At 66.7% G+C, this 22090-nt stretch carries 25 protein-coding genes; 17 read left to right on the forward strand and 8 right to left on the reverse strand.

Features of this window, described 5'->3' with window-relative positions; translation table 11 throughout:
• Nucleotides 1-86 precede the first annotated feature (86 nt).
• The 11 genes from KB874_RS08575 to KB874_RS08625 all read left to right on the forward strand — a co-directional run bounded on the left by KB874_RS08575 (nt 87) and on the right by KB874_RS08625 (nt 11204).
• Entirely contained in the window at nt 87-599 is a 513-nt protein-coding gene (locus KB874_RS08575) for a tripartite tricarboxylate transporter TctB family protein (protein ID WP_212536152.1), read from the forward strand.
• Nucleotides 592-2106 carry a tripartite tricarboxylate transporter permease gene (locus KB874_RS08580; protein WP_212536153.1) on the forward strand — a complete coding sequence of 505 codons (1515 nt, stop codon included), beginning with the start codon at nt 592-594 and terminating at the stop codon, nt 2104-2106. The genes KB874_RS08575 and KB874_RS08580 overlap by 8 nt, the downstream gene beginning before the upstream one ends.
• Nucleotides 2103-3362, forward strand: coding sequence for an LVIVD repeat-containing protein (locus KB874_RS08585; RefSeq protein ID WP_212536154.1), 1260 nt, complete (start codon nt 2103-2105; stop codon nt 3360-3362). Before KB874_RS08580 ends, KB874_RS08585 begins: the two co-directional genes overlap by 4 nt.
• The gene (locus tag KB874_RS08590) at nt 3359-3844 is read left to right on the forward strand and encodes an OsmC family protein (protein ID WP_212536155.1); all 486 of its coding nucleotides are present in this window, start codon (nt 3359-3361) and stop codon (nt 3842-3844) included. Before KB874_RS08585 ends, KB874_RS08590 begins: the two co-directional genes overlap by 4 nt.
• Nucleotides 3838-4287: a (2Fe-2S)-binding protein gene (locus tag KB874_RS08595; protein ID WP_249200340.1), complete on the forward strand. Its 450-nt coding sequence runs from the start codon at nt 3838-3840 to the stop codon at nt 4285-4287. The genes KB874_RS08590 and KB874_RS08595 overlap by 7 nt, the downstream gene beginning before the upstream one ends.
• The gene (locus KB874_RS08600) at nt 4284-6398 is read left to right on the forward strand and encodes a molybdopterin cofactor-binding domain-containing protein (protein WP_212536156.1); all 2115 of its coding nucleotides are present in this window, start codon (nt 4284-4286) and stop codon (nt 6396-6398) included. Before KB874_RS08595 ends, KB874_RS08600 begins: the two co-directional genes overlap by 4 nt.
• Before the next feature lie 45 nt (nt 6399-6443).
• Nucleotides 6444-7400, forward strand: coding sequence for an NAD(P)/FAD-dependent oxidoreductase (locus tag KB874_RS08605; protein WP_212536157.1), 957 nt, complete (start codon nt 6444-6446; stop codon nt 7398-7400).
• A 58-nt stretch (nt 7401-7458) separates the two neighbouring features.
• Nucleotides 7459-8409, forward strand: coding sequence for an NAD(P)-dependent oxidoreductase (locus KB874_RS23285; RefSeq protein ID WP_346346523.1), 951 nt, complete (start codon nt 7459-7461; stop codon nt 8407-8409).
• Nucleotides 8406-9269, forward strand: coding sequence for a sugar phosphate isomerase/epimerase family protein (locus tag KB874_RS08615; RefSeq protein WP_212536159.1), 864 nt, complete (start codon nt 8406-8408; stop codon nt 9267-9269). Before KB874_RS23285 ends, KB874_RS08615 begins: the two co-directional genes overlap by 4 nt.
• 159 nt (nt 9270-9428) lie before the next feature.
• A complete protein-coding gene (gene tig, locus KB874_RS08620; protein ID WP_212536160.1) occupies nt 9429-10760 on the forward strand; it encodes a trigger factor in 1332 nt (443 codons plus the stop codon).
• Between the two features lie 144 nt (nt 10761-10904).
• Complete coding sequence (locus tag KB874_RS08625; protein ID WP_212536161.1) at nt 10905-11204, forward strand: hypothetical protein; 300 nt, start codon at nt 10905-10907, stop codon at nt 11202-11204.
• Nucleotides 11205-11258: 54 nt separating this feature from the next.
• Here KB874_RS08625 and rplI read toward each other — a convergent pair whose 3' ends face one another.
• From rplI to rpsF, 3 genes are read right to left on the reverse strand one after another with little or no spacing between them, the layout of a single operon-like run.
• The gene (gene rplI, locus KB874_RS08630; protein ID WP_212536162.1) at nt 11259-11867 is read right to left on the reverse strand and encodes a 50S ribosomal protein L9; all 609 of its coding nucleotides are present in this window, start codon (nt 11865-11867) and stop codon (nt 11259-11261) included.
• 12 nt (nt 11868-11879) lie between these two features.
• On the reverse strand, nt 11880-12107 hold the full coding sequence (gene rpsR / locus KB874_RS08635; RefSeq protein ID WP_212536163.1) for a 30S ribosomal protein S18: 228 nt from the start codon (nt 12105-12107) through the stop codon (nt 11880-11882).
• A gap of 24 nt (nt 12108-12131) precedes the next feature.
• Complete coding sequence (rpsF, locus tag KB874_RS08640; RefSeq protein ID WP_212536164.1) at nt 12132-12524, reverse strand: 30S ribosomal protein S6; 393 nt, start codon at nt 12522-12524, stop codon at nt 12132-12134.
• Between the two features lie 243 nt (nt 12525-12767).
• On the opposite strand from rpsF, the gene KB874_RS08645 reads away from it, so the two are divergent.
• The 3 genes from KB874_RS08645 (at nt 12768) to KB874_RS08655 (ending at nt 14069) form a co-directional block, all read left to right on the forward strand.
• Entirely contained in the window at nt 12768-13010 is a 243-nt protein-coding gene (locus tag KB874_RS08645) for a hypothetical protein (protein WP_212536165.1), read from the forward strand.
• Nucleotides 13011-13121: 111 nt separating this feature from the next.
• Complete coding sequence (locus KB874_RS08650) at nt 13122-13370, forward strand: hypothetical protein (protein WP_212536166.1); 249 nt, start codon at nt 13122-13124, stop codon at nt 13368-13370.
• Between the two features lie 114 nt (nt 13371-13484).
• The gene (locus KB874_RS08655) at nt 13485-14069 is read left to right on the forward strand and encodes a YceI family protein (RefSeq protein ID WP_212536167.1); all 585 of its coding nucleotides are present in this window, start codon (nt 13485-13487) and stop codon (nt 14067-14069) included.
• Nucleotides 14070-14139: 70 nt separating this feature from the next.
• On the opposite strand, the gene KB874_RS08660 is transcribed toward KB874_RS08655, so the two are convergent.
• Both KB874_RS08660 and KB874_RS08665 read right to left on the reverse strand, forming a co-directional pair.
• Nucleotides 14140-14880, reverse strand: coding sequence for a hypothetical protein (locus tag KB874_RS08660; RefSeq protein WP_212536168.1), 741 nt, complete (start codon nt 14878-14880; stop codon nt 14140-14142).
• Between the two features lie 73 nt (nt 14881-14953).
• A complete protein-coding gene (locus KB874_RS08665) occupies nt 14954-16150 on the reverse strand; it encodes a cytochrome b/b6 domain-containing protein (protein WP_212536169.1) in 1197 nt (398 codons plus the stop codon).
• Nucleotides 16151-16309: 159 nt separating this feature from the next.
• On the opposite strand from KB874_RS08665, the gene fabD reads away from it, so the two are divergent.
• The 3 genes from fabD to KB874_RS08680 all read left to right on the forward strand — a co-directional run bounded on the left by fabD (nt 16310) and on the right by KB874_RS08680 (nt 18502).
• Nucleotides 16310-17251, forward strand: a complete 942-nt coding sequence (gene fabD / locus KB874_RS08670; RefSeq protein ID WP_212536170.1) for an ACP S-malonyltransferase — start codon at nt 16310-16312, stop codon at nt 17249-17251.
• Nucleotides 17252-17325: 74 nt separating this feature from the next.
• Entirely contained in the window at nt 17326-18063 is a 738-nt protein-coding gene (gene fabG, locus KB874_RS08675; protein ID WP_212536171.1) for a 3-oxoacyl-ACP reductase FabG, read from the forward strand.
• A gap of 205 nt (nt 18064-18268) precedes the next feature.
• The gene (locus tag KB874_RS08680) at nt 18269-18502 is read left to right on the forward strand and encodes an acyl carrier protein (RefSeq protein ID WP_212536172.1); all 234 of its coding nucleotides are present in this window, start codon (nt 18269-18271) and stop codon (nt 18500-18502) included.
• Between the two features lie 85 nt (nt 18503-18587).
• On the opposite strand, the gene opgC is transcribed toward KB874_RS08680, so the two are convergent.
• From opgC to mazG, 3 genes are all read right to left on the reverse strand, one after another.
• The gene (gene opgC, locus KB874_RS08685) at nt 18588-19814 is read right to left on the reverse strand and encodes an OpgC domain-containing protein (protein WP_212536173.1); all 1227 of its coding nucleotides are present in this window, start codon (nt 19812-19814) and stop codon (nt 18588-18590) included.
• A 318-nt stretch (nt 19815-20132) separates the two neighbouring features.
• On the reverse strand, nt 20133-21134 hold the full coding sequence (locus KB874_RS08690) for a Fe(3+) ABC transporter substrate-binding protein (protein WP_212536174.1): 1002 nt from the start codon (nt 21132-21134) through the stop codon (nt 20133-20135).
• Between the two features lie 84 nt (nt 21135-21218).
• The gene (mazG, locus tag KB874_RS08695; RefSeq protein ID WP_212536175.1) at nt 21219-22031 is read right to left on the reverse strand and encodes a nucleoside triphosphate pyrophosphohydrolase; all 813 of its coding nucleotides are present in this window, start codon (nt 22029-22031) and stop codon (nt 21219-21221) included.
• Between the last annotated feature and the right edge of the window lie 59 nt (nt 22032-22090).

Consider the following 22090-nt stretch of genomic DNA (forward strand, 5'->3'; position numbering starts at 1 on the left):
TCCGCTGAAAACACGGGCGGCGCCCCCGCTGCGGGCGCCGCCCTTCGGTTCGAGCGACAGCGAAAACTCCCGTCAGAGGACGCACCATGAAAATCGATCCCGACCGGCCGCCACGCCATCTCGGCGGTGAGCTGATCATTCCCGCGCTGGCGGTGGTGTTCACGCTCTATTTCTTCAGCACGATCTGGAATTCACCCTGGACGGCGCAGGTCAGCGCCTTTTCCCTTGGCGGCGTGCTGTTGCTGCTCTGCGTCATCTTCTTCGCCAAGGCCCTTGGCATGGTGGCGAAGGGCGAGGGCAGCCTGACCTTCGGCAATGTCGTCACCTACGAGGACCTGCGGACCGGGCGGCTGGGCCTGATCGTCACCACGGTCGGCTATTGCTGGCTGATCGACGACCTGGGCTTCACCCTGGCGACCTTCCTGTTCCTGTGGCTGAGCATGCTGGTCTTGTCGCGGTTCCGCGGCGTCGGGCGCGTCACGCTGACCTCGGCGATCATGGCGCTGGGCGGCTGGGCGATTTTCATCTGGGCCTTCGACACGCGCTTTCCGCGCGGCTGGTTCGAGGCGACCATGGAGGCGGTGCTGAAAAATGGGTGACACGGCTGCGCTTCTGTTCAGCGTCCTGATGGACACGCTGGGCTACTGGTGGGTGATGATCCCCACCATCTTCCTTGGCCTGATCGTGGGCGGCATTCCCGGCTTTTCGGCGGCCAACACGATCATCATCCTGATGCCGCTGACGCTTGCGATGGACCTCCAGATGGGCCTGGTGTTCATGGTCACGCTCTATTGCGCGGCGCGCATGGGGGCGGGCATTCCGGCGATCCTGGTGAACATCCCCGGCACGGCGGGCGCGGCGGCGACGCCACTGGATGGCTACCCGATGACCAAGCAGGGGCGCGGCCAGCAGGCGCTGTCGATCTCCTTCGTGTCGTCGGCCATCGGCGGGCTGCTGACCACGATCATCGCGCTGGCGGCGATGCCGCTTCTGGCGCGGGTGGGCTTCTACATGCATGCGGTCGAGATGATCGTGGTGATGCTGTTCGGCATCTCGCTGATCGCCTCCATCGCGGCGCAGGACATGATCAAGGGCCTGATCGCGGGTTTCCTGGGCCTGATGATCGGCTCGATCGGCACGGACGTGGTCTATGCCACGCCGCGCGGCACGATGGGGTTCCTCGAACTCTATGACGGGGTGCCGCTGATCCCGGCGCTGGTCGGCCTGTTCGCGGTGTCCGAGGCCTTCATCATCATCGAGAAGAAGGTGATCCTGTCCAAGAAGGGGCAGGAGGCGATGGAGAATCCGTCCTGGGCGGCCACCTTCGAGGGTGTGCGCGAGGCGCTGGTGCGCTGGAAGCACATCGTCTGGACCTCGATCATCGGCCTCGTGATCGGCGTGATCCCCGGCGCGGGCGCCTCGATCGCCAGCTTCGTCGCCTACCAGCAGTCGCGGACCTTCTCCAAGACGCCCGAGAAATACGGCACCGGCCATATCGAGGGCCTGATCGCCCCGGAAAGCGCCAACAACGGCGTGACCTCTGGCACCCTCGTGCCGCTGCTGGTGCTTGGCATTCCCGGCGGGGCGACGGCGGCGATCATGCTGGTCGTGATGCAGTATCACGGCGTCAGCTTTGGTCCGTCGCTGTTCCAGCGCCAGCCCGAAGTCGGCTACGGCATGTTCATGGCGATGGCCGTGTCCTACCTGCTGATGATGCTGACGATCATCCCGCTGTCGCGCTACATGAGCCGTGTGACCACGGTGCCGACGATCTACCTGGCGCCGATGATCATCTCGTTCACGCTGGTCGGGGCCTTCGTTCCGCGCGAGTACATGTTCGACATGTACCTGGCACTGGCCTTCGGCGTGCTGGGCTACATCGCCCGCCGCACCGGCTATCACGTCGCCGCCATCCTGATCGGCGTCATCCTCGGCCCGCTGCTGGAGACCTATTTCCTGCGCGCGCTGAAGAAGTCCGAAGGCGACATCACCGTCCTGTTCTCGTCCACCATCGGCAACATCCTCTGGGTGGCGCTGGTCGTGTCCCTGATCCTGCCGGCCGTCTTCGACCGCCGGCGCAAGCGCAAGGAGCTCGTCACCCCATGAAGGTCGAGATGGAATTCGAGATGGCGCACAACGTGCGCCAATTGTCCCGGATGGAGATACCGGGCGGTGGACAGGTCGTGGTGCAGGGCGACTATGCCTATGTCGGCCACATGAAGCCGCCGCACGGCACCTCGATCATCGACGTGTCGGACCCGGCCAACCCGACGGTCGTGGCGCATATCGAGCCGCCGGAATGGTCGCACACCCACAAGGTGCGCGTCGCCGGCGACCTGATGATCACCAACGTGGAGCAGGACAAGCGCCACTTCCTGCGCAAGGGCGACAAGATCCCCGGCCTGCGGGCCGAGGGCAAGAACGACACCCAGATCGCGGCGGAACTGGGCGTGAAGCCGACGGATATCGCCGTGCTGGATGAGGCGCGCGAGCGAGGCTATACCAACGGCGGCTTCCGCGTCTGGGACATCTCGGACAAGACCGCGCCGAAGCTGCTGTCCTACGTCAAGACGCATGGTTTTGGCGTGCACCGCTTCGACATGGACGAGAACTACGCCTACATCTCGACCGAGATGGAGGGCTATGTCGGCAATATCCTGGTCATCTATGACCTGTCCGACCCGACCAACCCGACCGAGGTCTCGCGCTGGCACATGCCGGGACAGCACGTGGCGGCGGGTGAAACGCCGACCGGCAAGGGCTACAGCCACCGTCTGCACCACGCGATGCGCTGCGGGAACGAGTTCTGGGCCGCGTGCTGGCACGCCGGGATGCGCGTGCTGGATTGTTCCGACATCACGAAACCCCGCCAGATCGGCAGCTACATCTGGCCAAAGGCGATCCCGGAACCCACGCACACCGTCATGCCGCTGGAGCAGACGATCAACGGCCGACGCTATGCCATCGCCATCGACGAGGAACACGACCACCAGCCGGGACGCCTGCACGGCTTTGTCTGGGTGATGGACGTGACCGACCTGAACAACATCGAGGCGGTGGCGGCCTGGGACCTCAGCGAACGCGCCTGTCCCTGGGTGGGCCAGCCCGGCGCGCGGTTCGGCGCGCACCAGTATCGCGAGAAGCTGGACTCGACGCTGGTCTATTGCACCTGGTTCGCGGGCGGGCTGCGGGTGCTGGACATGGCCGATCCGCTGCTCCCCAAGGAGGTCGCCTGGTTCATTCCCGGCGCAGGGCCGGGCGGCATCCCGCCGCAATCGAACGACGTCGATGTGGATGACAAGGGCCGCATCTACCTGCTCGACCGCAACCACGGCCTCGACATTCTGGAGATGACCCCATGAGCGATACCGACGACCTGCTGCCGCCCAGCGTGGACCCGAACACCAAGGCGCTGGGCATTCGCCGCGTCTCGATGCGCAACGAGGGGTCGACCCGCAGCGTGATGATGGTCCGCGATCACGTCGTCATCACCGACGAAAAGGAAAGCAACACCGGTCCCACGCCGCTGGAAATGACGCTGGCCTCGCTCTGCGGTTGCGAGGGCGTCATCATCAACCGCTGCGCCGAGGCGATGCGGTTCCAGTACTCCGCCGTCGAGGTCGAGGCCGATGGCGAGGTCGACCAGCGCGGCTCGCGCGGGGTGCAGGGCGTGCGGCCCTATTTCAACTGGGTCAAGATGCGCATCCGCATCCACACCGACGAGTCCGAGGACAGGCTGGCGCGCCTGCGCCGCAATGTCGAATACCGCTGCCCGGTGATGAACCTGTTCTCGGCGGCGGGCGTCGATCTGGACGTGACATGGGAGCGCGTCGCGCCATGCTGACGCTGAGGATCAATGGCGAGGATCGGCGCATCAACTCCGACCCGGATACGCCATTGGCCTATGTGCTGCGCGATGAACTGGGGCTGAAGGGCACCAGGATCGGTTGCGGGCTGGAGCAATGCGGCGCCTGTGCCGCGCTGGTGGATGGCGAAGCGGTGCTGACCTGTTCCACCCCCGCGGCGGTATTCGAGGGGCGTGAGATCGTCACGGTCGAGGGCGTGTCCGCCCTGCCCGAGGGGCGGCGCGTGCAGGATGCCTTTGTCGCGCAGGCGGCGGCGCAATGCGGATACTGCACCGCCGGGCTGGTCGTGGCGGTGACGGCGCTGGCCAGGGCCGGTGCGGCGCCCGACCGCGAGGCGATCAAGCAGGCGCTGGCCCCGCATCTGTGCCGCTGCGGCAGCCATCCGCGCGTGCTGGCGGCGGCGGAGGAGGCACTGTCGTGAACGTCACGGACTATCCGCTGCTGCGCGACTGGCTGCGCGTCGGGGACGGGGGCCTGATCCTGCGCACCGGCAAGGTCGACCTGGGCCAACGCATCTCGACGGCCCTTGTGCGCATCGCCACCGAGGAACTCTCGGTGCCGCCCGATCGCATCGCGATCGCGCCCGTCCGTACCGGCGACAGCCCGGACGAGGGCATCACCTCGGGCAGCAATTCCATCGAGCAATCGGGCCTCGCCCAGCGCCTCGCCTGCGCCACGGCCCGGATCGCCGCGCTGGCACTGGCGGCAGACCGGCTGGGAACGACGCCGGATGCGCTGGACCTGGACGATGGGCGCGTGACCCATCGCGGCACCAACCGGTCCCTTGACATGGTCGACCTGGTCGCCGCCCTGCCGGAGGATCTGCCGGTCGACCGCGACGCCCCGGCGCGCGTCCTGCCCGAACCCCTGCCAGAGTTCGAGCCGCGCGGCCTGCGGGCGATGGTCGAGGGGCGATACACCTATGTTCACGACCTCGACCGCCCCGGGATGCTTCATGCCCGCGTGCTGCGGCCGCCGATGATGGACGCGCGACTGGCCGACCTGCCGCAGGATATCGTCGCCGGTCTCGAGTCTGCCGGTCTGCACCTTATCCGCGACGGCAGTTTCGTTGCCGTGGCCGGACCGCAGGAATGGCCGGTGGTGCGCGCCGCCGAACGTCTGAGCAACGGCTGCCGTTGGGACATCGGCGACGGGCTGGAGACAGGCGACATCTTCCAGATATTGGCCGCGCGCGAGGCGCAGCGCTTTCCGGTGATCGATGGCACGCCGAAAAAGGCGCCGCTGCCCGACCCGCTGGCCAGCGCCGATTTCGACGCCCGGTTCGAGCGGCCCTACACGATGCACGGCGCACTGGCGCCCTCTGCCGCGCTGGCGGAATGGCGGGACGGGCGGTTGGAAATCCTGACGCATAGCCAGGGGCTGTATTTCCTGCGCGGCAGCATCGCCGACAGCCTGGACATGGCCGAGGCGGATATCGTGCTTGAACACGTTCCCGGCTCGGGCTGCTATGGCCATAACGGCGCCGACGACGTGGCCTTTGAGGCCGCGCTGATCGCCCGCGCCATTCCCGACACGCCGATCCTTCTGAAATGGTCGCGCGCCGACGAGCACGGCCGCGAGCCGCTGGGCACCGCCATGGCGGTCAGCGTGCAGGCGCAGGTGGACGGGAAGGGCGGTCTGGCTGCCTTGTGGATGGAGACCCGTGGCGACACTCATCGCGGGCGGCCCCGCAAGGGCGCGAACCGGGCGGGCCCGGCGCGTCTCTCAGCCAACAGCCTGCGGGATACGGACGTTCCGCGCTTCGTGCCAGAGCCCAACATGAACAACCATGCCGGGCTGCACCGGAATTTCGACCCGATCTACACGGTGCCGGACAAGCGTCTGGTCAAGGCGCTGGTCGCGGACCTGCCGCTGCGCCCCTCGGCGCTGCGCTGCCTTGGCGCGCCTGCGAACGTGCTGGCGATCGAATCGATGATGGACGAACTTGCCGCGCAGGCGGGTGAGGATCCCATCGCCTACCGCCGCCGCCACTTGGACGATCCGCGCGCCGTGGCGGTGCTGGACGCGCTGGAGGTCATGCTGCGCGACCGTCCAATGCCGGGCGAGGGCGGCGGGCGCGGCATCGCCTATGCGCAATACAAGAACGCCATGACTCGCGTCGGTCTTGCCGTGGATCTCGAGATCGCGGAAACCGGTGAGGCGCGGCTGACCGACGTGATCCTGGTGGCCGATGCCGGCCGTATCGTTGACCCCGACGGGTTGCGCGCACAGCTGGAGGGCGGCGTGATCCAGGGCGCCAGCTGGGCCCTGCACGAGCGCGTTCTCTGGGGCCCCGAGGGGCGCGAGACGCTGGATTGGGACAGCTACCCGGTGCTGCGGTTCGACAACGTCCCGCGCATCGCGGTGCACCTGCTGGACCATCCGGGCGCGCCTTCGGTCGGTGCCGGAGAGGCTAGCCCAGGCCCGACCGTCGCCGCCATCGCGAACGCGATCCACGCCGCCACGGGTCTGCGGCTGCGGCGGATGCCGTTCGACGCCGATGCTGTCGTGGCCGCGGCCCTACAAGCCTGACCGCGCCGCGCTAGCTTGCGCTCGGACAGGACAGGAGGCGACAAGATGCAGAGGATCGCGGTGATCGGGGCAGGGCCGGCGGGGCTGGCCTGCGCGCAAGCGTTGCGGCAGGCGGGACTGGCGCCCGTGCTCTACGAGAAAAGCCGCGGCATCGGCGGGCGGATGGCCAAGCGGCGGCGCGACGACCTGCAATTCGACCATGGCGCGCAGCGCATCTTCGCCACCACGCCCGAGACCCGCGGCTGGCTGGACACCGCGCAGGCGGCAGGCTGTGCCGCGCCCTGGCCCGAGGGGGCGGATGCCTTGGGCACCGTTCCTTTCGTCGGCTTGCCGGGGATGAGCGGGCTGTGCCGCCCACTGGCCGAGGGGCTGGAAATCCGCTTTTCAACCGAAGTGAAGCGGGTTTCACGTGCGGGTTCGGGATGGCGTGTGGCGACAGATACGGATGCCGAGGATTTCGACCTTGTCGCCACGGCCATTCCCGCACCGCAGGTGTTGCGGATCATGCGGGACGTGGCGCCGTTCGACACGGTTCTGCCGGGTGTCGTCATGGCGCCCTGCTGGGCGTTGATGGTCAGTTTCGGGACACCGCTGAATGCGGCGCCGATCCACGAGCCGCCGGACGGGCCGTTCGACCTGGTCCTGTGCGACAGCGCCAAGCCGGGCCGCCCGGCGGGCGCGGCCTGGGTCGCCCATGCCAGCGCCGACTGGAGCCGCGCGCACCTGGAAGAAGAGCGTGAGACCATCCGTGACGCGCTGCTGGCGGCGTTGCCGGACGTGCTGGGCCCTTTGCCCGGCATCTCTACGGCGAGCGCGCATCGCTGGCGCTTTGGCCTGACCGAAACGCCGCTGGGCGCGGACTATCTTGCCACCGTGGACGGCACGCTGCTGGCGGGCGGCGACTGGTCCCTCGGCGCGACGGCCGGGGACGGCCTGCGCAGCGGGCAGGCGATGGCAGCGACGCTGCTGGCCCGGATCGGCGCACCCCAGCCCGCAGCCTGATCCCGAGGGCCGCACAAAACCCTTCCCCGGACGCCCCCGCATCGGGCAGGCTTGGCGCGTGGGGGCGCGAACCGCTCCACGCGCTGGAAAAGCACAGGGGAGGGACGACATGCGCGCAGGGGTGATCGGTATCGGCAACATGGGCTCCGGGCTGGCCCGGAACCTGATGAAGAACGGCTTCGAGGTCAGCGGGCACGACCTGCTGGAGCATCGTATGCGGGATTTCCGCGAGATGGGCGGGATTGCCTGCGCGAACGCGGCCGAGGTGGGCGCGCGATCCGACGCCGTCTTTGTCATGGTGATGAACGGCGACGAGGTGAAATCGGTGCTGTTCGGCGAGAACGGGCTGCTGTGGACCATGCCAAAGGGTGGCACGGTGATCCTGACCGCCACGATCAAGCCGCGCGAGGCGCGCGAGATCGCGGAGATGATGGAAGGCTCGGGCATCGGCCTGATCGACAGCCCTGTCTCGGGCGGTTACGCGGGCGCGCAGGGCGGCACTCTGACGCTGATGGCCGCGGGGCCGGCCGAGTTGCTGGATCGGAACGCCCCGGTGATGCAGGCCGTGTCCAAGGTGATCCACCGTGTCGGAGAGGATGCGGGCATGGGCCAGACCGTCAAGGCCTGCCTGCAGACGCTGATCGGCTCGATCTTTTCCGCCACCTTCGAGGCGAGCGTGCTGGCCGCCAAGGCGGGCGTGCGGGGCGAGGACCTTTACAAGGTGTTCTCGACCAGCGGCGCGGGCTGCGGCTGCACCAACCAGGCGCTGGAAAGCGTGATCGACCGCAAGTTCGAGGGCACCGGCTCGACCATCTCGACCATGCACAAGGACCTGACGATCTCGCTGGACCTCGCCGAGGAATTGCTGGTGCCGCTCCACATGGCGACCAGCGCGATGCAGATCTTCCACGCTGGCAAGGCGCGCTATCCCGACGCAGACAACTGGGCCTGCACGCTGGTGATGGAGGAGATCGCGGGCGCCGCGCTGCATCGCGAGCCGCAATCATGAAACTGGGTGTCATCTGCGACGGCATCAGCCGGGACTTGCCCCACGCGATCGACGTGATGGACGAATTCGGCCTGACCCATGCCGAGTTGCAGTTCGTCGGCCATACCGAGGTCGGCGATCACTCGGCGCAGGAAATCCGCGCCATCGACGCGTTGCTGCGCAACCGGGGCAAGCCCGTGTCCTGCCTCAGCCGGCACATCTTTGCCGGCATGACCACCGCCAATGATCCGGGCGATGCGCTGCATTTGAGGCACATGGACGCGCTGAAACGGGTGATCGACATGGCGCATGTGGTGGGCAGCCCGCTGGTGCGCATCATGACCAACAAGAAGGAACAGATCCTCTGGGGCCGCAACGGCGCTGAAAAGTGGAACGTGGCGCATGGCGCCTGGGACAAGACGCTGGCCCTGATCGCGCCCGCCTGCGATTTGGCGCGGGATGCGGGGATCGGGCTGGTGGTCGAGACCGGCAACGGCACGATGGTCAATTCCAACTGGACGGCGCGGCGGCTGATCGACGACCTGGATGCGAAGGACGTGCTGCGAATCCTCTGGGACCCGGCGAACAACTGCTGGTGCCATGAAGAGGCCTGGCCGCGGGGATACGAGACTGCGCGGGACGGCTATCTCGGTCACATCCATATCAAGGACGTGCAGGTCGACACCCCCTCGGCCACGCTCGAGGTGCGGCGGATGGGCGAGGGGCAACTGGCCGACCAGTATCCGCATGTCGCCAGGGCGCTGCGGGCGGACGGCTATGACGGCGTGGTCTCTTTCGAAAGCGTCTATCACCCGGGGAACGGCGATTTCGAGGCGGGCTTTCGCCTGTGCATCGACCGCTTCAGGGCGCTGTTCGGCTGATCCGCGTGGCGCTGGCCGCCGCGACAGGGCGGATGGGTCGATCCCTGCGGCAATAGGGGTGAATCCGTCTTGCATGCCCGGGCTTCGGACAATAGAAGGTGCCAAATTCAAAACCAGGGCCCCGGCGCACCGGGGCTTTCGCAGTTCATGGGAAGAGACATGCAGGTCACCGAGACGCTGAACGAAGGTCTGAAGCGCGCCTATTCCATCACCGTGACGGCCGACGAACTGGACGCCAAGGTGAATGCCAAGCTGAAGGAAGCGCAGCCCGACATCGAGATGAAGGGCTTTCGCAAGGGCAAGGTCCCGATGCCGCTGCTGAAGAAGCAGTTCGGCCAGCGCCTGCTGGGCGAGACGATGCAGGAAGCCATCGACGGCGCGATGAACGAGCATTTCGAGAAGTCGGGCGACCGCCCGGCGCTCCAGCCGCAGGTCAAGATGACCAACGAGGACTGGAAGGAAGGCGACGACATCCTGGTGGAAATGTCCTACGAGGCGCTGCCCGAGGTGCCCGAGTTGGACCTGAGCACGATCACGGTCGAGCGCCTGGTGGTCAAGGCCGATGACGCCTCGGTGACCGAGGCGCTGGAGTCGCTGGCCAAGACCGCGCAGGATTTCAAGGACCGCAAGAAGGGCTCCAAGGCCAAGGACGGCGACCAGGTCGTGATCGACTTCGTAGGCAAGATCGACGGAGAGCCCTTCGAGGGCGGCGCGGCCGACGATTATCCGCTGGTCCTGGGGTCGAACTCGTTCATCCCCGGCTTCGAAGAGCAGCTGGTCGGCGTGAAGGCCGGCGAGGAAAAGGCCGTCGAGGTCAAGTTCCCCGAGGAGTACGGCGCCGACAACCTGGCCGGCAAGGACGCGGTGTTCGACGTGACCGTGAAGGCCGTCAAGGAGCCCGTCTCGGCCGAGATCGACGACGAGCTGGCCAAGAAATTCGGCGCCGAGGATCTTGCCGCGCTCAAGGGCCAGATCGCCGAGCGGCTGGAGGCCGAGTATTCCGGCGCCGCCCGCGCCGTAATGAAGCGCGGAATTCTCGACGCGCTGGACGGCATGGTGACGTTCGACCTGCCGCCGAGCCTGGTCGAGGCCGAGGCCAAGCAGATCGCGCACCAGCTGTGGCACGAGGAGCACCCCGAGGTGCATGACCACAACCACGACACGGTCGAGCCGACCGAGGAGCACAACAAGCTGGCCGTGCGCCGCGTGCGCCTTGGCCTGCTGCTGGCCGAGCTGGGCCAGAAGGCCAAGGTCGAGGTGTCCGACGCCGAGATGACGCAGGCGATCATGCAGCAGGCCCGCCAGTATCCGGGCCAGGAGCGCGCCTTCTTCGACTTCGTGCGCCAGAACGCCCAGATGCAGCAGCAGTTGCGCGCGCCGATCTTCGAGGACAAGGTCATCGACCACATCGCCGAACAGGCGCAGGTGACCGAGAAGGAGATCAGCAAGGACGACCTGCAAAAGGCCGTGGACGCGCTGGACGACGAATAAGCCGCCTTAAACGGCGATAGGCGAGGGCCGCTCCGATGGGGCGGCCTTTTGCTTTGCCGGTGGCAGGATCGCGCGGGGCACCGATTTTGCGGGACGGCTCCTGTTCCATCGACTAGCCTGTCTCAAGGACATGCGGAGGGCATCGTGTATTCGTCGGCAGTCGAGGTCTTGTTCATCGCCGGATTTCTGTCGTTCTGGCTGGGGGGCGTGCTTCTGATGGTTCCGTTCGTCTGGCGGATCGTGTTCGGTCCTGGCTGGACAAGGCGGATGTCGGGGTCTGCAGGCGCGCGCATGGACGCGCTGTCGCCCGTAGTGCATGCCGAGATGCAACGTGCCGGCAGGGATCGCCGGGGGCGGCTTGCGCAGGCTTTGATTGCCTTGGGAACCGTGCTGTTGATGCTTTCAGGGCTGGTCTGGCTAGTATTCGCGATCGTCGCACAATGAAAAAGGCCGCGCCCGGGGCGCGGCCTTTCTGTATCGGGTGAGGGGACCGAGGGGTTACTCGGACTTGCCTTCCGGCGTCTCGACCAAGCCGGCATCGTCATCCGATGCGGCGCCGCCGATGTCGTCGAACAGTTCCTGGATCTCGAATTCGGCCTGTGCCTCTTCCTCGGCGGCCAGTTCCTGGATCGACTTGCCCGACGCCTGAAGCTCGGCCTCTTCGGGCGAGCGGGCGACGTTCAGGGTGATCGTGACCATGACCTCGGGGTGCAGGTGCACCTCGAGTTCGTGCAGGCCCAGTTCCTTGATCGGCTGGCGGATCAGCACCTGCTTGCGATCCAGGGTGAAGCCCTCGGCGGTGGCGACGTCGGCCGCGTCACGGGTGGTGACGGAGCCATAGAGGTTGCCGCCGTCCGATGCCTGGCGAATCACGACGAAGGTCTGGCCGTCAAGCTTGGCGGCCAGCGCCCCGGCCTCCTGCTTGGTCTCGAGGTTGCGCGCCTCAAGCTGGGCCTTCTGATCCTCGAACCGGGCGATGTTCTCTTTCGAGGCAGTCAGCGCCTTGCCCTGCAGCAGCAGGTAGTTGCGAGCGAAGCCCGGCTTGACGTCGACGATGTCGCCCATCTGGCCCAGCTTGGCCACGCGCTCCAGAAGAATGACTTGCATGGGTCTCTCTCCTTATTTCACGGCGTAGGGCAGCAGGGCGAGGAAGCGGGCGCGCTTGATCGCGCGGGCCAGCTCACGCTGCTTCTTGGCCGAAACGGCGGTGATGCGGGACGGGACGATCTTGCCGCGCTCGGAGATGTAGCGTTGCAGCAGCTTGACGTCCTTGTAGTCGATCGCCGGTGCATTGTCGCCCGAGAAGGGGCAGACCTTGCGGCGGCGGAAAAACGGTTTTGCAGCCATGGGTTATGTCCTCTTCTTCAGGTCTCAGTTGCGGCGTTCGCGGCGGTCGCCACGATCACCTCGGTCACCGCGATCGCCCCGGTCACCGCGCTCGTCGCGCTTCTGCATCTGGGCCGAGGGGCCCTCTTCGTGGGCGTCGACCTTGATGGTCAGAACGCGCATCACGTCGTCATGCAGGCGCATCAGGCGTTCCATTTCCTGCACGGCCGACGCGGGTGCGTCGGTCTTGAGGAAGGCATAGTGGCCCTTGCGGTTCTTGTTGATCTTGTAGGCCATCGTCTTGACGCCCCAGTACTCGGTCTCGACGATCTTGCCGCCGTTGTCCGAGAGGACGGTTCCGAAATGCTCGATGAGACCTTCGGCTTGCGTGTTGGACAAGTCCTGACGCGCAATGAAAACATGCTCGTAAAGCGGCATGTGCACTCCACTTCTGTCAAGGCGCATTTCAAAGGGCGGGCGTCATGCCTTCCGCACCCGACCCACGAGAGGCTGCGCGGTTCATAAAGAATTCGCGGAAGGTGCGCGGCTTATACAAGCTTCGAACCGAAACGCAAGGCCGCCGGGCATCGTCCCGTGGCGGCATCCTGTTTCCCGCTTCCTGCCGTATTTCCGCCCGACGAATCCGTCAGGTTCGGGTGGTTTGATCGAGGAGTGTCACGCATGGAACGTTTGCAGGGTGTCGACAGGACCGGAACCGCCGCCGGTGCGGTCCGCTGGACCTTCTTGCGTTTCGGGCTGGCTGTTGTGGGGGTGGTGCTGGCGATGTCGGCCTTCGGGCTTTGGATGGTGCCCGGCGACACGGGACAATCGCCCCTCTCGCTGGATAGGCTCGGCCTGTCCTTGTTCATGCTGCTGTGCGGGTTGTGCTGCTTGGTGGTCGCGCAGCAGATGCGTCGTCTCTAGCTGGCATATTTCCGCCGAAACAACAACCTTAGCGCGAATTCATTTTAATCTTCGCCATCAATTCCCGTAGGATGGCCACAGTTTGGTTTAGTCGCTTCGTGGAGACGTTCCATGAAAGAAAAAATACAGTTCGCAAATAGTCTGTTTCCATCCCTTCGAGTGCTTCTCTCCAGCCTGTTGACCTTGATCCTGACCTGTTCGGGCCTGTTGCTGTCGGGGCTCGCGGTCGGTGTCTGGATCATACCCGATCGCGGGATGCTGCCCATGCTGACCCTGATGAACCTGGCCCTGTCGGTTCTGTTGCTGATCATCGGCTTGTGCTGTCTTGCCTTCGCATATCACCGGCTCCGGGCGGGCTGAGCGGTTTTCGATCGCCTGTCGAAAAACGCACAGACCGTGTTGAGCCCTCAAGATTGCTGTATCCGGCGGTCTGCCCCACCTCCTGTGCACAGTTCACACACGAGGAGACCCCCAATGAAAACTCTCATGCTGTCCACCGCCCTGATGGGCGCCCTGTTCGCCGCGCCGCTGGCCGCTTCGGACGGCGCCGAGACCTATGTGCTCGACGCCAGCCACAGCCAGATCGTATTCAACTACAACCACCTGGGCTATTCCACGACCTATGGCATGTTCTCCGGCTTTGACGGCCAGATCGCCTGGGACAAGGCCGCGCCGGAAAACTCGACCGTGAGCGTGTCCTTCCCGGTGCGCACCATGCTGACCGGCTGGGAAGCCCGGTTCTCGCATTTCATGGCGGCTGACTTCTTCGACGCCGCCGAAGACGAAATGGTGACCTTCACCTCGACCGCGATCACCGTGACCGGCGACAACACCGCCGACATCACCGGCGACCTGACGCTGAACGGCGTGACCAAGCCGGTGACGCTGTCGGCAAAGCTCAACCAGGAGATGGATCACCCGATGGAGGGCAAGCCCTGGGCCGGCTTCGACGCGACCGCGACGCTGCTGCGTTCGGATTTCAACGTCGGCGCCTTTGCCCCCTTCGTCAGCGACGAAGTCCAGGTGATGATCTCGATCGAGGCGATGAAGGCCGAGTAAGCCTGTCTTTCAGTCTGACCGGAAAGGCCCGCGCTTTGTGCGGGCCTTTTTTCTTGTCCGGGACGCGGCCTCAGAGAAGGTTGCGCACCTTCTGGTGGAAGGCGTGATTGCGGGCGCGGGCGGTCTCGAGCAGGCTTGGGCGGGCTTCGGCGGTGCCGATCCGCGATGGCCAGTCCTGCGGCGCCGCCTCGGGCGGGTTGTCGGGGAAATGGCGGAACTTGTCGCTGAAGGGCAGGCTCAGAACCCGCCGCCCGAGGCAAAGCGCCCAGTAGGTGCCGTGGTACGAATTGGTGACGACCGTGGCGCCGCTGGCGAGAAAGGCGATGGCCCCTGCCATGTCGCCCTCGTCGTTCGACCGGGTCGGGATGGCCGGATCCAGCGCCAGGTCGGCGGACTTGCGCGCGTGGCGGAACAGGACGACCTCGTGGCGGGGCGCGGACACCGCGTCGAAGAGCGGCGACAGGGCAGAGGCGCAGGGTACCCACTCGATCCTGTCGATTCCGTGGTTGCGGGTCGAGACCAGCGCACAGCCGCCTTCGAGGATGTCGAAGGCATAGCCGCGCCGGTCCCTTGCCGAGATGCCGACGCCCCAGGCGACGCGATGGCGGACGCTTTCGACCGTGGCGATGGCGGCGCTGACGCAGTCCTGAAAGACCTGCCCGCCGCCCATTACCAGCAGGTCGCAAGGCGGGCAGTCGTCAGCGAAATCAGCGAACTCATGGGGTCCCAGATCGACATAGTGACCGGGCGAACAGGCCATGTCGCCGACATTGCGATGCCGGCGACGATGCATGAAAACGGTTCTGGTCATGGTGCCCGGATGGTTGCCGCCGGGCGCAGCATGCCGTGGGCCCGGGCCGGGTGCAACCCAGCCCGGTGGCCCGTCAGCCGCGTGTGGCGGTCAGCGCGACATCCACCGTCACCTCGAATCCCAGTTGCGCCGGGTCGGTCATCTGCCCGCCGATGCCGAATTCGCGGCGGTCGAGCGCGAGGCTTCCCGTCATCGTGGCGCGGTCTTCCTGAACCTCCAGTATGAAGGGCAGGGTGACCGGCATGGACTGGTCCTTGATGGTCAGCGTGCCCTCGGCGCGCAGCGCGCCGCTCTCGTCGGCCAGGATGTCGGCGGCGAAGGTCGCGGTGGGATGTGCCTCGGCGGCGAAGAAATCCGGCCCCATCGCCTGGCCCGTGACGCTGCCCAGCGTCAGCGAGGGGATCGAGACCGTCACGGTGACCGAGCCCTTGTTGCCGGCGCCGGAACTGTCCTGGTAGGCGATCTGCGCGGTCCAGTCGGCGAAACTGCCTGTCACCGCGCTGCCGAACTGGCTGACGGTTAGGCCCAGCGTGCCTTCCTGCACCTGCCAGTCGCTTTCCACGGTGGCCAGCGCGGCGGCGGGTGCGGGCCGGTCGTCATGGGCAAAGACGCCCAGCGCCGCACCGGCACCCAGCGCGCCGCCCCAGACCACCAGCGCCCCCGCCAGACCGGCCAGCGCGCCGCGATGCCGGGCGGGGCTGCCCGCCTGCGTCCGGCCGGGCAGCATCCGGCGCAACGTGGCGTCGCGGTCGATCACGTGATGCTTGAGCGCGCCCGCCACATGCGCCGCCAGCGCGCCCATCAGAACGTAGGTGGCAACGTGGTGCAGCGCGGCTGTGGCCCCGGCGAGGGCCTCGGACTTGGGCACCAAGGGCAGGTCCTGCCCGATGCCCCAGATCGGCGCAAAGCCGGTGGTGGCGGCATGGTGCACCCAGCCCGACAGCGGCACCAGCACAAGCGAGCCGTAGAGCAGCCAGTGCGCCACCTCGGCCGCGAGCGTCTCGAGCTTGCGATCGGGATGCAGCGGGGCGGGTTTCGGCTGGCTCAGCGCCCACAGGATGCGCAGCAGGGCCAGCGCGAACAGGATCACGCCCACGGTCTTGTGGATCGAGAACAGCATCGCCTTGCGGGCCAGTTGCTCGGCGGTGTCATAGGGCAGGTCATTGGCCACGATGCCCAGCGGGATCATCGCGAGGATGCCCAGCGCGATCGACCAGTGAAAGGTCTTGGCCACCGCGCCATAGCGGGTTTCGGAGTTTGTCAGGGACATTGGAACCTCGTTCGGATCGTCCTGTTGCTGCGGCAGACCTATAGGCCGGAATGCCGCGCGCAATCCGCGCGCGCGCACAGGCGCCGTGCAGCGCGGCGTTGCGCGGCAGGCCTGCGCCCTGTAAGGGCAGGACAACAAGGCTGAAACGGAGGGGGATCCATGTCACGCGCTTTCATCTTTCCCGGACAGGGGGCACAGTCCATCGGCATGGGCCGCGACCTGGCGGAGGCCTATCCCGAGGCCCGCGCCGTGTTCGACGAGGTGGACAACGCGCTGGGGGAAAAGCTCTCCTCGCTGATCTGGGAGGGCGACATCGAGACCCTGACCCTGACCGCGAATGCGCAGCCCGCGCTGATGGCGACCTCGATCGCGGCGATGCGCGCGCTTCAGGCCGAGGGCGTCGGTATCGACGCCGCAGCCTATGTCGCGGGGCATTCGCTCGGCGAGTACTCGGCGCTCACGGCGGCGGGGGCGTTCACCGTGGCGGATGCGGCGCGGCTGCTGCGCGCGCGCGGCAAGGCCATGCAGGAGGCGGTTGCGCCGGGCGACGGCGCGATGGCGGCGATCCTGGGGCTCGACCTCGCCGACGTGCGGCAGGTGGCGCATGACGCGGCGATGGGGGCCGTCGTGACGGCGGCCAATGACAACGACCCGGCGCAAGTGGTCATCTCGGGCCATGTGCATGGCGTCGAACGCGCCGTGGCGCTGGCCAAGGAGCGTGGCGCCAAGCGGGCGGTGATGCTACCGGTCAGCGCACCGTTCCATTGCTCGCTCATGCAGCCCGCCGCGCGCGAGATGGCCGAGGCGCTGAACCACGTGACGATCAACGCGCCCGCGGTGCCGCTGGTGGCCAACGTGGTGGCCGAGGCGGTGGACGATCCCACCACGATCCGCTCGCTGCTGGTGGACCAGATCTGCGGCACCGTGCGCTGGCGCGAGTCGGTGCAGTGGATGGTCGCCCATGGCGTGTCCGAGTTCTGGGAGATCGGCGCAGGCAAGGCGCTGTCGGGCATGGTGCGGCGCATCCACAAGGAGGCGGCAACCGTGACGGTGGGCAGTGCCGGGGATGTCCGGTCGGCGGCAGCCAGCCTGTCGTCCTGAGCGGGGTGCACATTTCATCGACGAAATTTGCAAATTCCCTTGAGGGAATTTGCGCGAGCGGAGAAGGAAGCAAGATGTTCGATCTGACGGGCAAGACGGCGCTGGTGACCGGCGCCTCGGGGGGAATCGGGGGCGCCATCGCGCGCACGTTGCACGGGGCCGGGGCAACGGTCGGGCTGTCGGGCACGCGGGTCGAGCCGCTCGAGGCGCTGGCCGCCGAGTTGGGCGACCGCTGCCATGTGCTGCCCTGCAACCTGTCGGATGCCGATGCCGTCAACGCGCTGCCGAAACAGGCGGCCGAGGCGATGGGCGGCGTCGACATCCTGGTGAACAACGCGGGCATCACCCGCGACAACCTGTTCATGCGCATGTCCGAGGAGGAGTGGTCCGCCGTGCTGGAGGTCAACCTCACCTCTACCTTCCGCCTGTGCAAGGGCGTGCTGCGTGGCATGATGAAGGCGCGCTGGGGCCGGATCGTGAACATCTCGTCGGTGGTGGGCGCGACGGGCAACCCGGGGCAGGGCAACTATGCCGCCGCCAAGGCCGGGATGATCGGCATGTCCAAGAGCCTTGCCTACGAGGTGGCGAGCCGCGGCATCACCGTGAACGCGGTCGCCCCCGGCTTCATCGAGACGGCGATGACCGACAAGCTGAACGACGACCAGAAGGCCTCGATCCTCGGGCAGATCCCGTCGGGTCGCATGGGCACGCCCGACGAGATCGCCGCTGCGGTCCTCTACCTGGCGAGCCCCGAGGCAGGTTACGTGACGGGCGCCACGCTGCACGTGAACGGCGGCATGGCGATGCTCTGATCCATGCCGCAAAGCGGCATGACAAAGCGTTTGCCATCCTCGTGCCTTATGCTATAGGCGCGCTGACATTGGCCGGGGGGCGCGCAGGCGTTGCAGGCCAGCAGGCCGGGTTTCCCGGAGAACACCGCCCGAAAGGGCATGTATGGCCACCCCGGAGGGGCAAGGGCAGAACGGGCCTTCGGGCCGCAGAAGCAGAGGAACGGACATGAGCGACATCGCAGATCGCGTTAAGAAGATTGTGGTCGAGCACCTGAGCGTCGAAGAGGACAAGGTCACCGAAGGCGCCTCGTTCATCGACGACCTGGGCGCGGACAGCCTCGACACCGTCGAGCTGGTCATGGCATTCGAGGAAGAGTTCGGCATCGAGATCCCGGACGACGCGGCCGAGACGATCCAGACCTTCGGCGACGCGGTCAAGTTCATCACCGACGCGCAGTAAGCGGTTCCCCACGGGGAGTTCAGGCGGCGCCCCTCGCGGGCGCCGTTTTGCTTTGGCGGGATGCCGTCCGGCGCTCGTCCCGGCCTCAGGCCGGAACATCGCCCCGCCCGCCGTCCCGCCTGCGCGCCGCCTTGCGGGCGCTCTGGTGGCGGTTGACCAACACCGAGACGCCGTAGACGACCGCCATGCACAGGCCCAGGAGTCCCAGCGCGAAGGCCGGCGTGGATTCGCTGCCCGCCGGTACGGTGTAGGCGATCCAGTAGCTGATCACGATACTGGCCGAGAAGCTTTGCAGCGTCACCGCGCCGATGGTGCGCAGTACGCGCAGGCCGAACAGCCCGCGCACCGCCCGCGCCACCCGGCTGTTTGCCAGGCGGGGCGTCATCAGCAGGCAGGCGAGCACGAACACCGCCAGCACGAAATTCATCAGCGGCAAAAGCGCCACTGTCAGGTAGTCGCGCAGGTAGCGCAGCCCGAGGGGCGCAAGCCCGCTGGCCGACAGAAGGCCGACGACGCCGAAGACGGCCAGCAGCGTCAGCATCAGCCGCAACACGCCCGGCGGGGTGTTGCGGACGAAGCCGCGCAGCGCCTCGGCATCGCGGGCATAGAGCGCGCCGAGGGCGACGCCGAAGAAGAAGATCATTTGCCAGGCGAAGATGTGGAACGATCCGCCCTCTTCTATCCGGGCGCCGGGAACCTGGGCGAACAGCGCCTCGAAGGCGCGCTGGGTGAAGCCGTAGCGCGCGAACAGCCAGGCCAGCACGCTCAGCCCCAGCGCGACATGGCGCAGGCGCGACTGGAACATCAGAACGAAGACCGGGGCGATGGCGATGTAGACGACATAGAGATACAGGATGTCGAAGAAGGCAGGCCGGTAGAACCCTGTCAGGAACAGCGCGATGTCGTCTAGGCCGATGCTCTCGCGGCCATGCAGCAGGACCGAGGCCGTGCTGCCTGCCAGCGGCAGAACCAGCGCCGGCAGCAGGCACAGCGCGAAGACCACGATGTAATGCGCGACGATCCTGCCCGCGCGCTGCAATCCCCAGCCCAGCGACGACAGCACGCCGCGCCGCGCCAGGCGGAAGCTGAGGATGTAGCCGGTCATGAAGCCGGACACCGCCATGAAGCCTTCGCCGGTCAGGAACACGGCAAAGGGCTTGTGCGTCAGGAATGACAGTGCGCCGACGCCGGTGATGGCGACCACGTGGCCAACCGTCATGGCAAAGATCAGGTAGCCGCGGATGCCATCGACAAGCGGCAGGTGGGCCGGCGCCTTGGGCCGTTCCTGGCTGTCTGCCTGCGCGTCGCTCACCCGTCCGTTCCTTCTGGATGTCCGGCACCGGTGCCGCATCGCGGACGCGATACTCCGGGAATGCGCTCAGAATAAGGCTTTGCGAGAGACAGGAAAGGGCACCTTGCGGCGCCCTTCGAGGTCGGTCGGGAAGTGTGGCGGGCCTGCCCGGGATGCGGGCCTCTGGACGGGACGGATCAGGCCCAGGCCTGTCCTGCTCGTGCCGCGGGCGGTTGCCCGGCCCCATGGGGCCGGGTCCGGCTGCCGGGGCTCCGCCCGTCATCACCCCGAACCGGCCACTGGCAGGTTCGCCCGGGCCGCAGGCCCGGGTCCGGGCGGTCACCCATCGAAATCGACGGTTTCGACCAGCTTCAGCGCGTCGGCGCGCAGGGCTGCCAGCGTCATCAGGTTCACGTCGTCGGCGGTGAAGGTGCCCCAGCTGTTGGTCAGGGCGTCAGGCTCGGTGCCCGGGGCGATGGGGTATTCGTAATTCGCTTCGGCGTAGATCTGCTGCGCCTTGGGCGAGGTCAGGAATTCCATCATCTTCAGTGCGTTCTCGCGGTTCGGCGCCGCCGCCGTCATCGCCACGCCCGAGATGTTCACGTGGGTGCCGCCATTCTCGAAGGTCGGGAACAGCACGTTGACCGAGTTCGCCCAATCCTGCTGTTCGGGGTCGGTCAGCATCTGGCCCATGTAATAGGTGTTGCCGAGGCTGATGTCGCATTCGCCCGACCAGATCGCCTTGACCTGTGCGCGGTCGTTGCCTTGCGGCTTGCGCGCGAGGTTGGCCTTCACGCCTTCCAGCCAGGTCTTGGTATACTCCTCGCCATGATGGTGCAGCATGGCCGAGACGAGGCCGATCGTGTAGCTGTGCGTGCCCGAACGGGTGCAGATGCGACCCTGCCACTTCGGATCGGCGAGATCCTCGTACGTGGTCACCTCGGAGGGATCGACGCGGTCCTTGCTGGCATAGACGATGCGGGCGCGGGTGGTCAGGCCCCACCAATGGCCCTCTGGATCGTGATAGGCGTCGGGCACGTTGGCGGCCAGCGCCTCGGAGGTCACGGCCTGGGTCACGCCGGCATCGACCGCCTCGGCCAGGCGCGAGATGTCGACGGTAAAGATCAGGTCGGCGGGCGAGCGCGCGCCCTCGGCCTTCAGCCGCTCGACCATGCCCTTTTCCAGGAAGGCGACGTTGACCTTGATCCCGGTTTCGGCAGTGAAGGCGTCGGTCAGCGGGGCCAGCAACTCGGGCTGACGGTAGGAATAGAGGTTGACCTCCTGGGCAAGGGCCGGGGCGGCGATCGCGATGGCGGTCAGGGCGGTGGTCAGGCGCAGCATGAAGGACTCCTGTTCGTGGCGCTTCCATTTGATGCGCTTCTTAAACCCGACTAAAATGATCAGGTCAATACCTGAGTGAAGAGTTCAGGTATAGCCAGCCTTCTCGCGCGCCTTGGCCGCGTCCCACAGCGCGTCCATCTCTTCCAGCGTGCTGTTCGAGGGCGTGCGGCCCTGTTCGGCCAGCGCCGCCTCGATGGCGGCGAAGCGGCGGGTGAACTTGGCATTGGCGGACCGCAGGGCGGCCTCCGGGTCGATCTTGAGGTGACGGGCGAGATTCGCCATGACGAACAGGAGGTCGCCGAATTCCTCCTCCATGTGGGCGGCGTCGCGCGCCTCGCGCAGTTCGGCGGCTTCTTCCACCACCTTGTCCAGCACCTCGTCGGTCGAGGGCCAGTCGAATCCGACCCGCGCGGCGCGGTTCTGCAACTTGATCGCGCGGGTCAGCGCGGGCAGGCCGTGGGCGACGCCATCGAGGATGCCCTTCTGTTTCTTCGCGGCGCGTTCGGCGGCCTTGATCGCCTCCCAGTCGCGGGTCTGCTGTTCGGGGGACTTGTCGTTCGACTCGTCGCCGAAGACATGCGGATGCCGTGCCACCATCTTGTCCGACATCGTGTTGGCCACGTCGTCGAAGGTGAACAGCCCGCGGTCCGCCGCCATCTGGGCGTGAAAGACCGACTGGAACAGCAGGTCGCCCAACTCGCCCTTCAGTTCGTCCCAGGCCTCGCGCTGGATCGCGTCGGCGACCTCGTAGGCTTCCTCGATCGTGTAGGGGGCGATGGTGGCGAAATCCTGCTCGAGATCCCAGGGGCAGCCCGTGACAGGGTCGCGCAGCGCCCGCATGATCGCCAGAAGTCGCGGCATCCCGCCTTTCGGGTCGTGGATCAGATCGTCGCTCATTGCGTCCCTCTCGGGTTTCGGTCACTTGAGGGATGAGCCATCGCGTCCGAGGAGTCCAC

The organism is Thetidibacter halocola (assembly GCF_018224955.1).
Classification (GTDB): Bacteria; Pseudomonadota; Alphaproteobacteria; order Rhodobacterales; family Rhodobacteraceae; genus Thetidibacter; species Thetidibacter halocola.

Excerpts from the sequence above, each read along its gene's own strand:
- KB874_RS08575 (WP_212536152.1), top strand. The coding sequence starts at position 87 with ATGAAAATCGATCCCGACCGGCCGCCACGCCATCTCGGCGGTGAGCTG.
- KB874_RS08580 (WP_212536153.1), top strand. The coding sequence starts at position 592 with ATGGGTGACACGGCTGCGCTTCTGTTCAGCGTCCTGATGGACACGCTG.
- KB874_RS08585 (WP_212536154.1), top strand. The coding sequence starts at position 2,103 with ATGAAGGTCGAGATGGAATTCGAGATGGCGCACAACGTGCGCCAATTG.
- KB874_RS08590 (WP_212536155.1), top strand. The coding sequence starts at position 3,359 with ATGAGCGATACCGACGACCTGCTGCCGCCCAGCGTGGACCCGAACACC.
- KB874_RS08595 (WP_249200340.1), top strand. The coding sequence starts at position 3,838 with ATGCTGACGCTGAGGATCAATGGCGAGGATCGGCGCATCAACTCCGAC.
- KB874_RS08605 (WP_212536157.1), top strand. The coding sequence starts at position 6,444 with ATGCAGAGGATCGCGGTGATCGGGGCAGGGCCGGCGGGGCTGGCCTGC.
- KB874_RS08615 (WP_212536159.1), top strand. The coding sequence starts at position 8,406 with ATGAAACTGGGTGTCATCTGCGACGGCATCAGCCGGGACTTGCCCCAC.
- tig (WP_212536160.1), top strand. The coding sequence starts at position 9,429 with ATGCAGGTCACCGAGACGCTGAACGAAGGTCTGAAGCGCGCCTATTCC.
- rplI (WP_212536162.1), bottom strand. The coding sequence starts at position 11,867 with ATGCAAGTCATTCTTCTGGAGCGCGTGGCCAAGCTGGGCCAGATGGGC.
- rpsR (WP_212536163.1), bottom strand. The coding sequence starts at position 12,107 with ATGGCTGCAAAACCGTTTTTCCGCCGCCGCAAGGTCTGCCCCTTCTCG.
- rpsF (WP_212536164.1), bottom strand. The coding sequence starts at position 12,524 with ATGCCGCTTTACGAGCATGTTTTCATTGCGCGTCAGGACTTGTCCAAC.
- KB874_RS08645 (WP_212536165.1), top strand. The coding sequence starts at position 12,768 with ATGGAACGTTTGCAGGGTGTCGACAGGACCGGAACCGCCGCCGGTGCG.
- KB874_RS08650 (WP_212536166.1), top strand. The coding sequence starts at position 13,122 with ATGAAAGAAAAAATACAGTTCGCAAATAGTCTGTTTCCATCCCTTCGA.
- KB874_RS08655 (WP_212536167.1), top strand. The coding sequence starts at position 13,485 with ATGAAAACTCTCATGCTGTCCACCGCCCTGATGGGCGCCCTGTTCGCC.
- KB874_RS08660 (WP_212536168.1), bottom strand. The coding sequence starts at position 14,880 with ATGACCAGAACCGTTTTCATGCATCGTCGCCGGCATCGCAATGTCGGC.
- KB874_RS08665 (WP_212536169.1), bottom strand. The coding sequence starts at position 16,150 with ATGTCCCTGACAAACTCCGAAACCCGCTATGGCGCGGTGGCCAAGACC.
- fabD (WP_212536170.1), top strand. The coding sequence starts at position 16,310 with ATGTCACGCGCTTTCATCTTTCCCGGACAGGGGGCACAGTCCATCGGC.
- fabG (WP_212536171.1), top strand. The coding sequence starts at position 17,326 with ATGTTCGATCTGACGGGCAAGACGGCGCTGGTGACCGGCGCCTCGGGG.
- KB874_RS08680 (WP_212536172.1), top strand. The coding sequence starts at position 18,269 with ATGAGCGACATCGCAGATCGCGTTAAGAAGATTGTGGTCGAGCACCTG.
- KB874_RS08690 (WP_212536174.1), bottom strand. The coding sequence starts at position 21,134 with ATGCTGCGCCTGACCACCGCCCTGACCGCCATCGCGATCGCCGCCCCG.
- mazG (WP_212536175.1), bottom strand. The coding sequence starts at position 22,031 with ATGAGCGACGATCTGATCCACGACCCGAAAGGCGGGATGCCGCGACTT.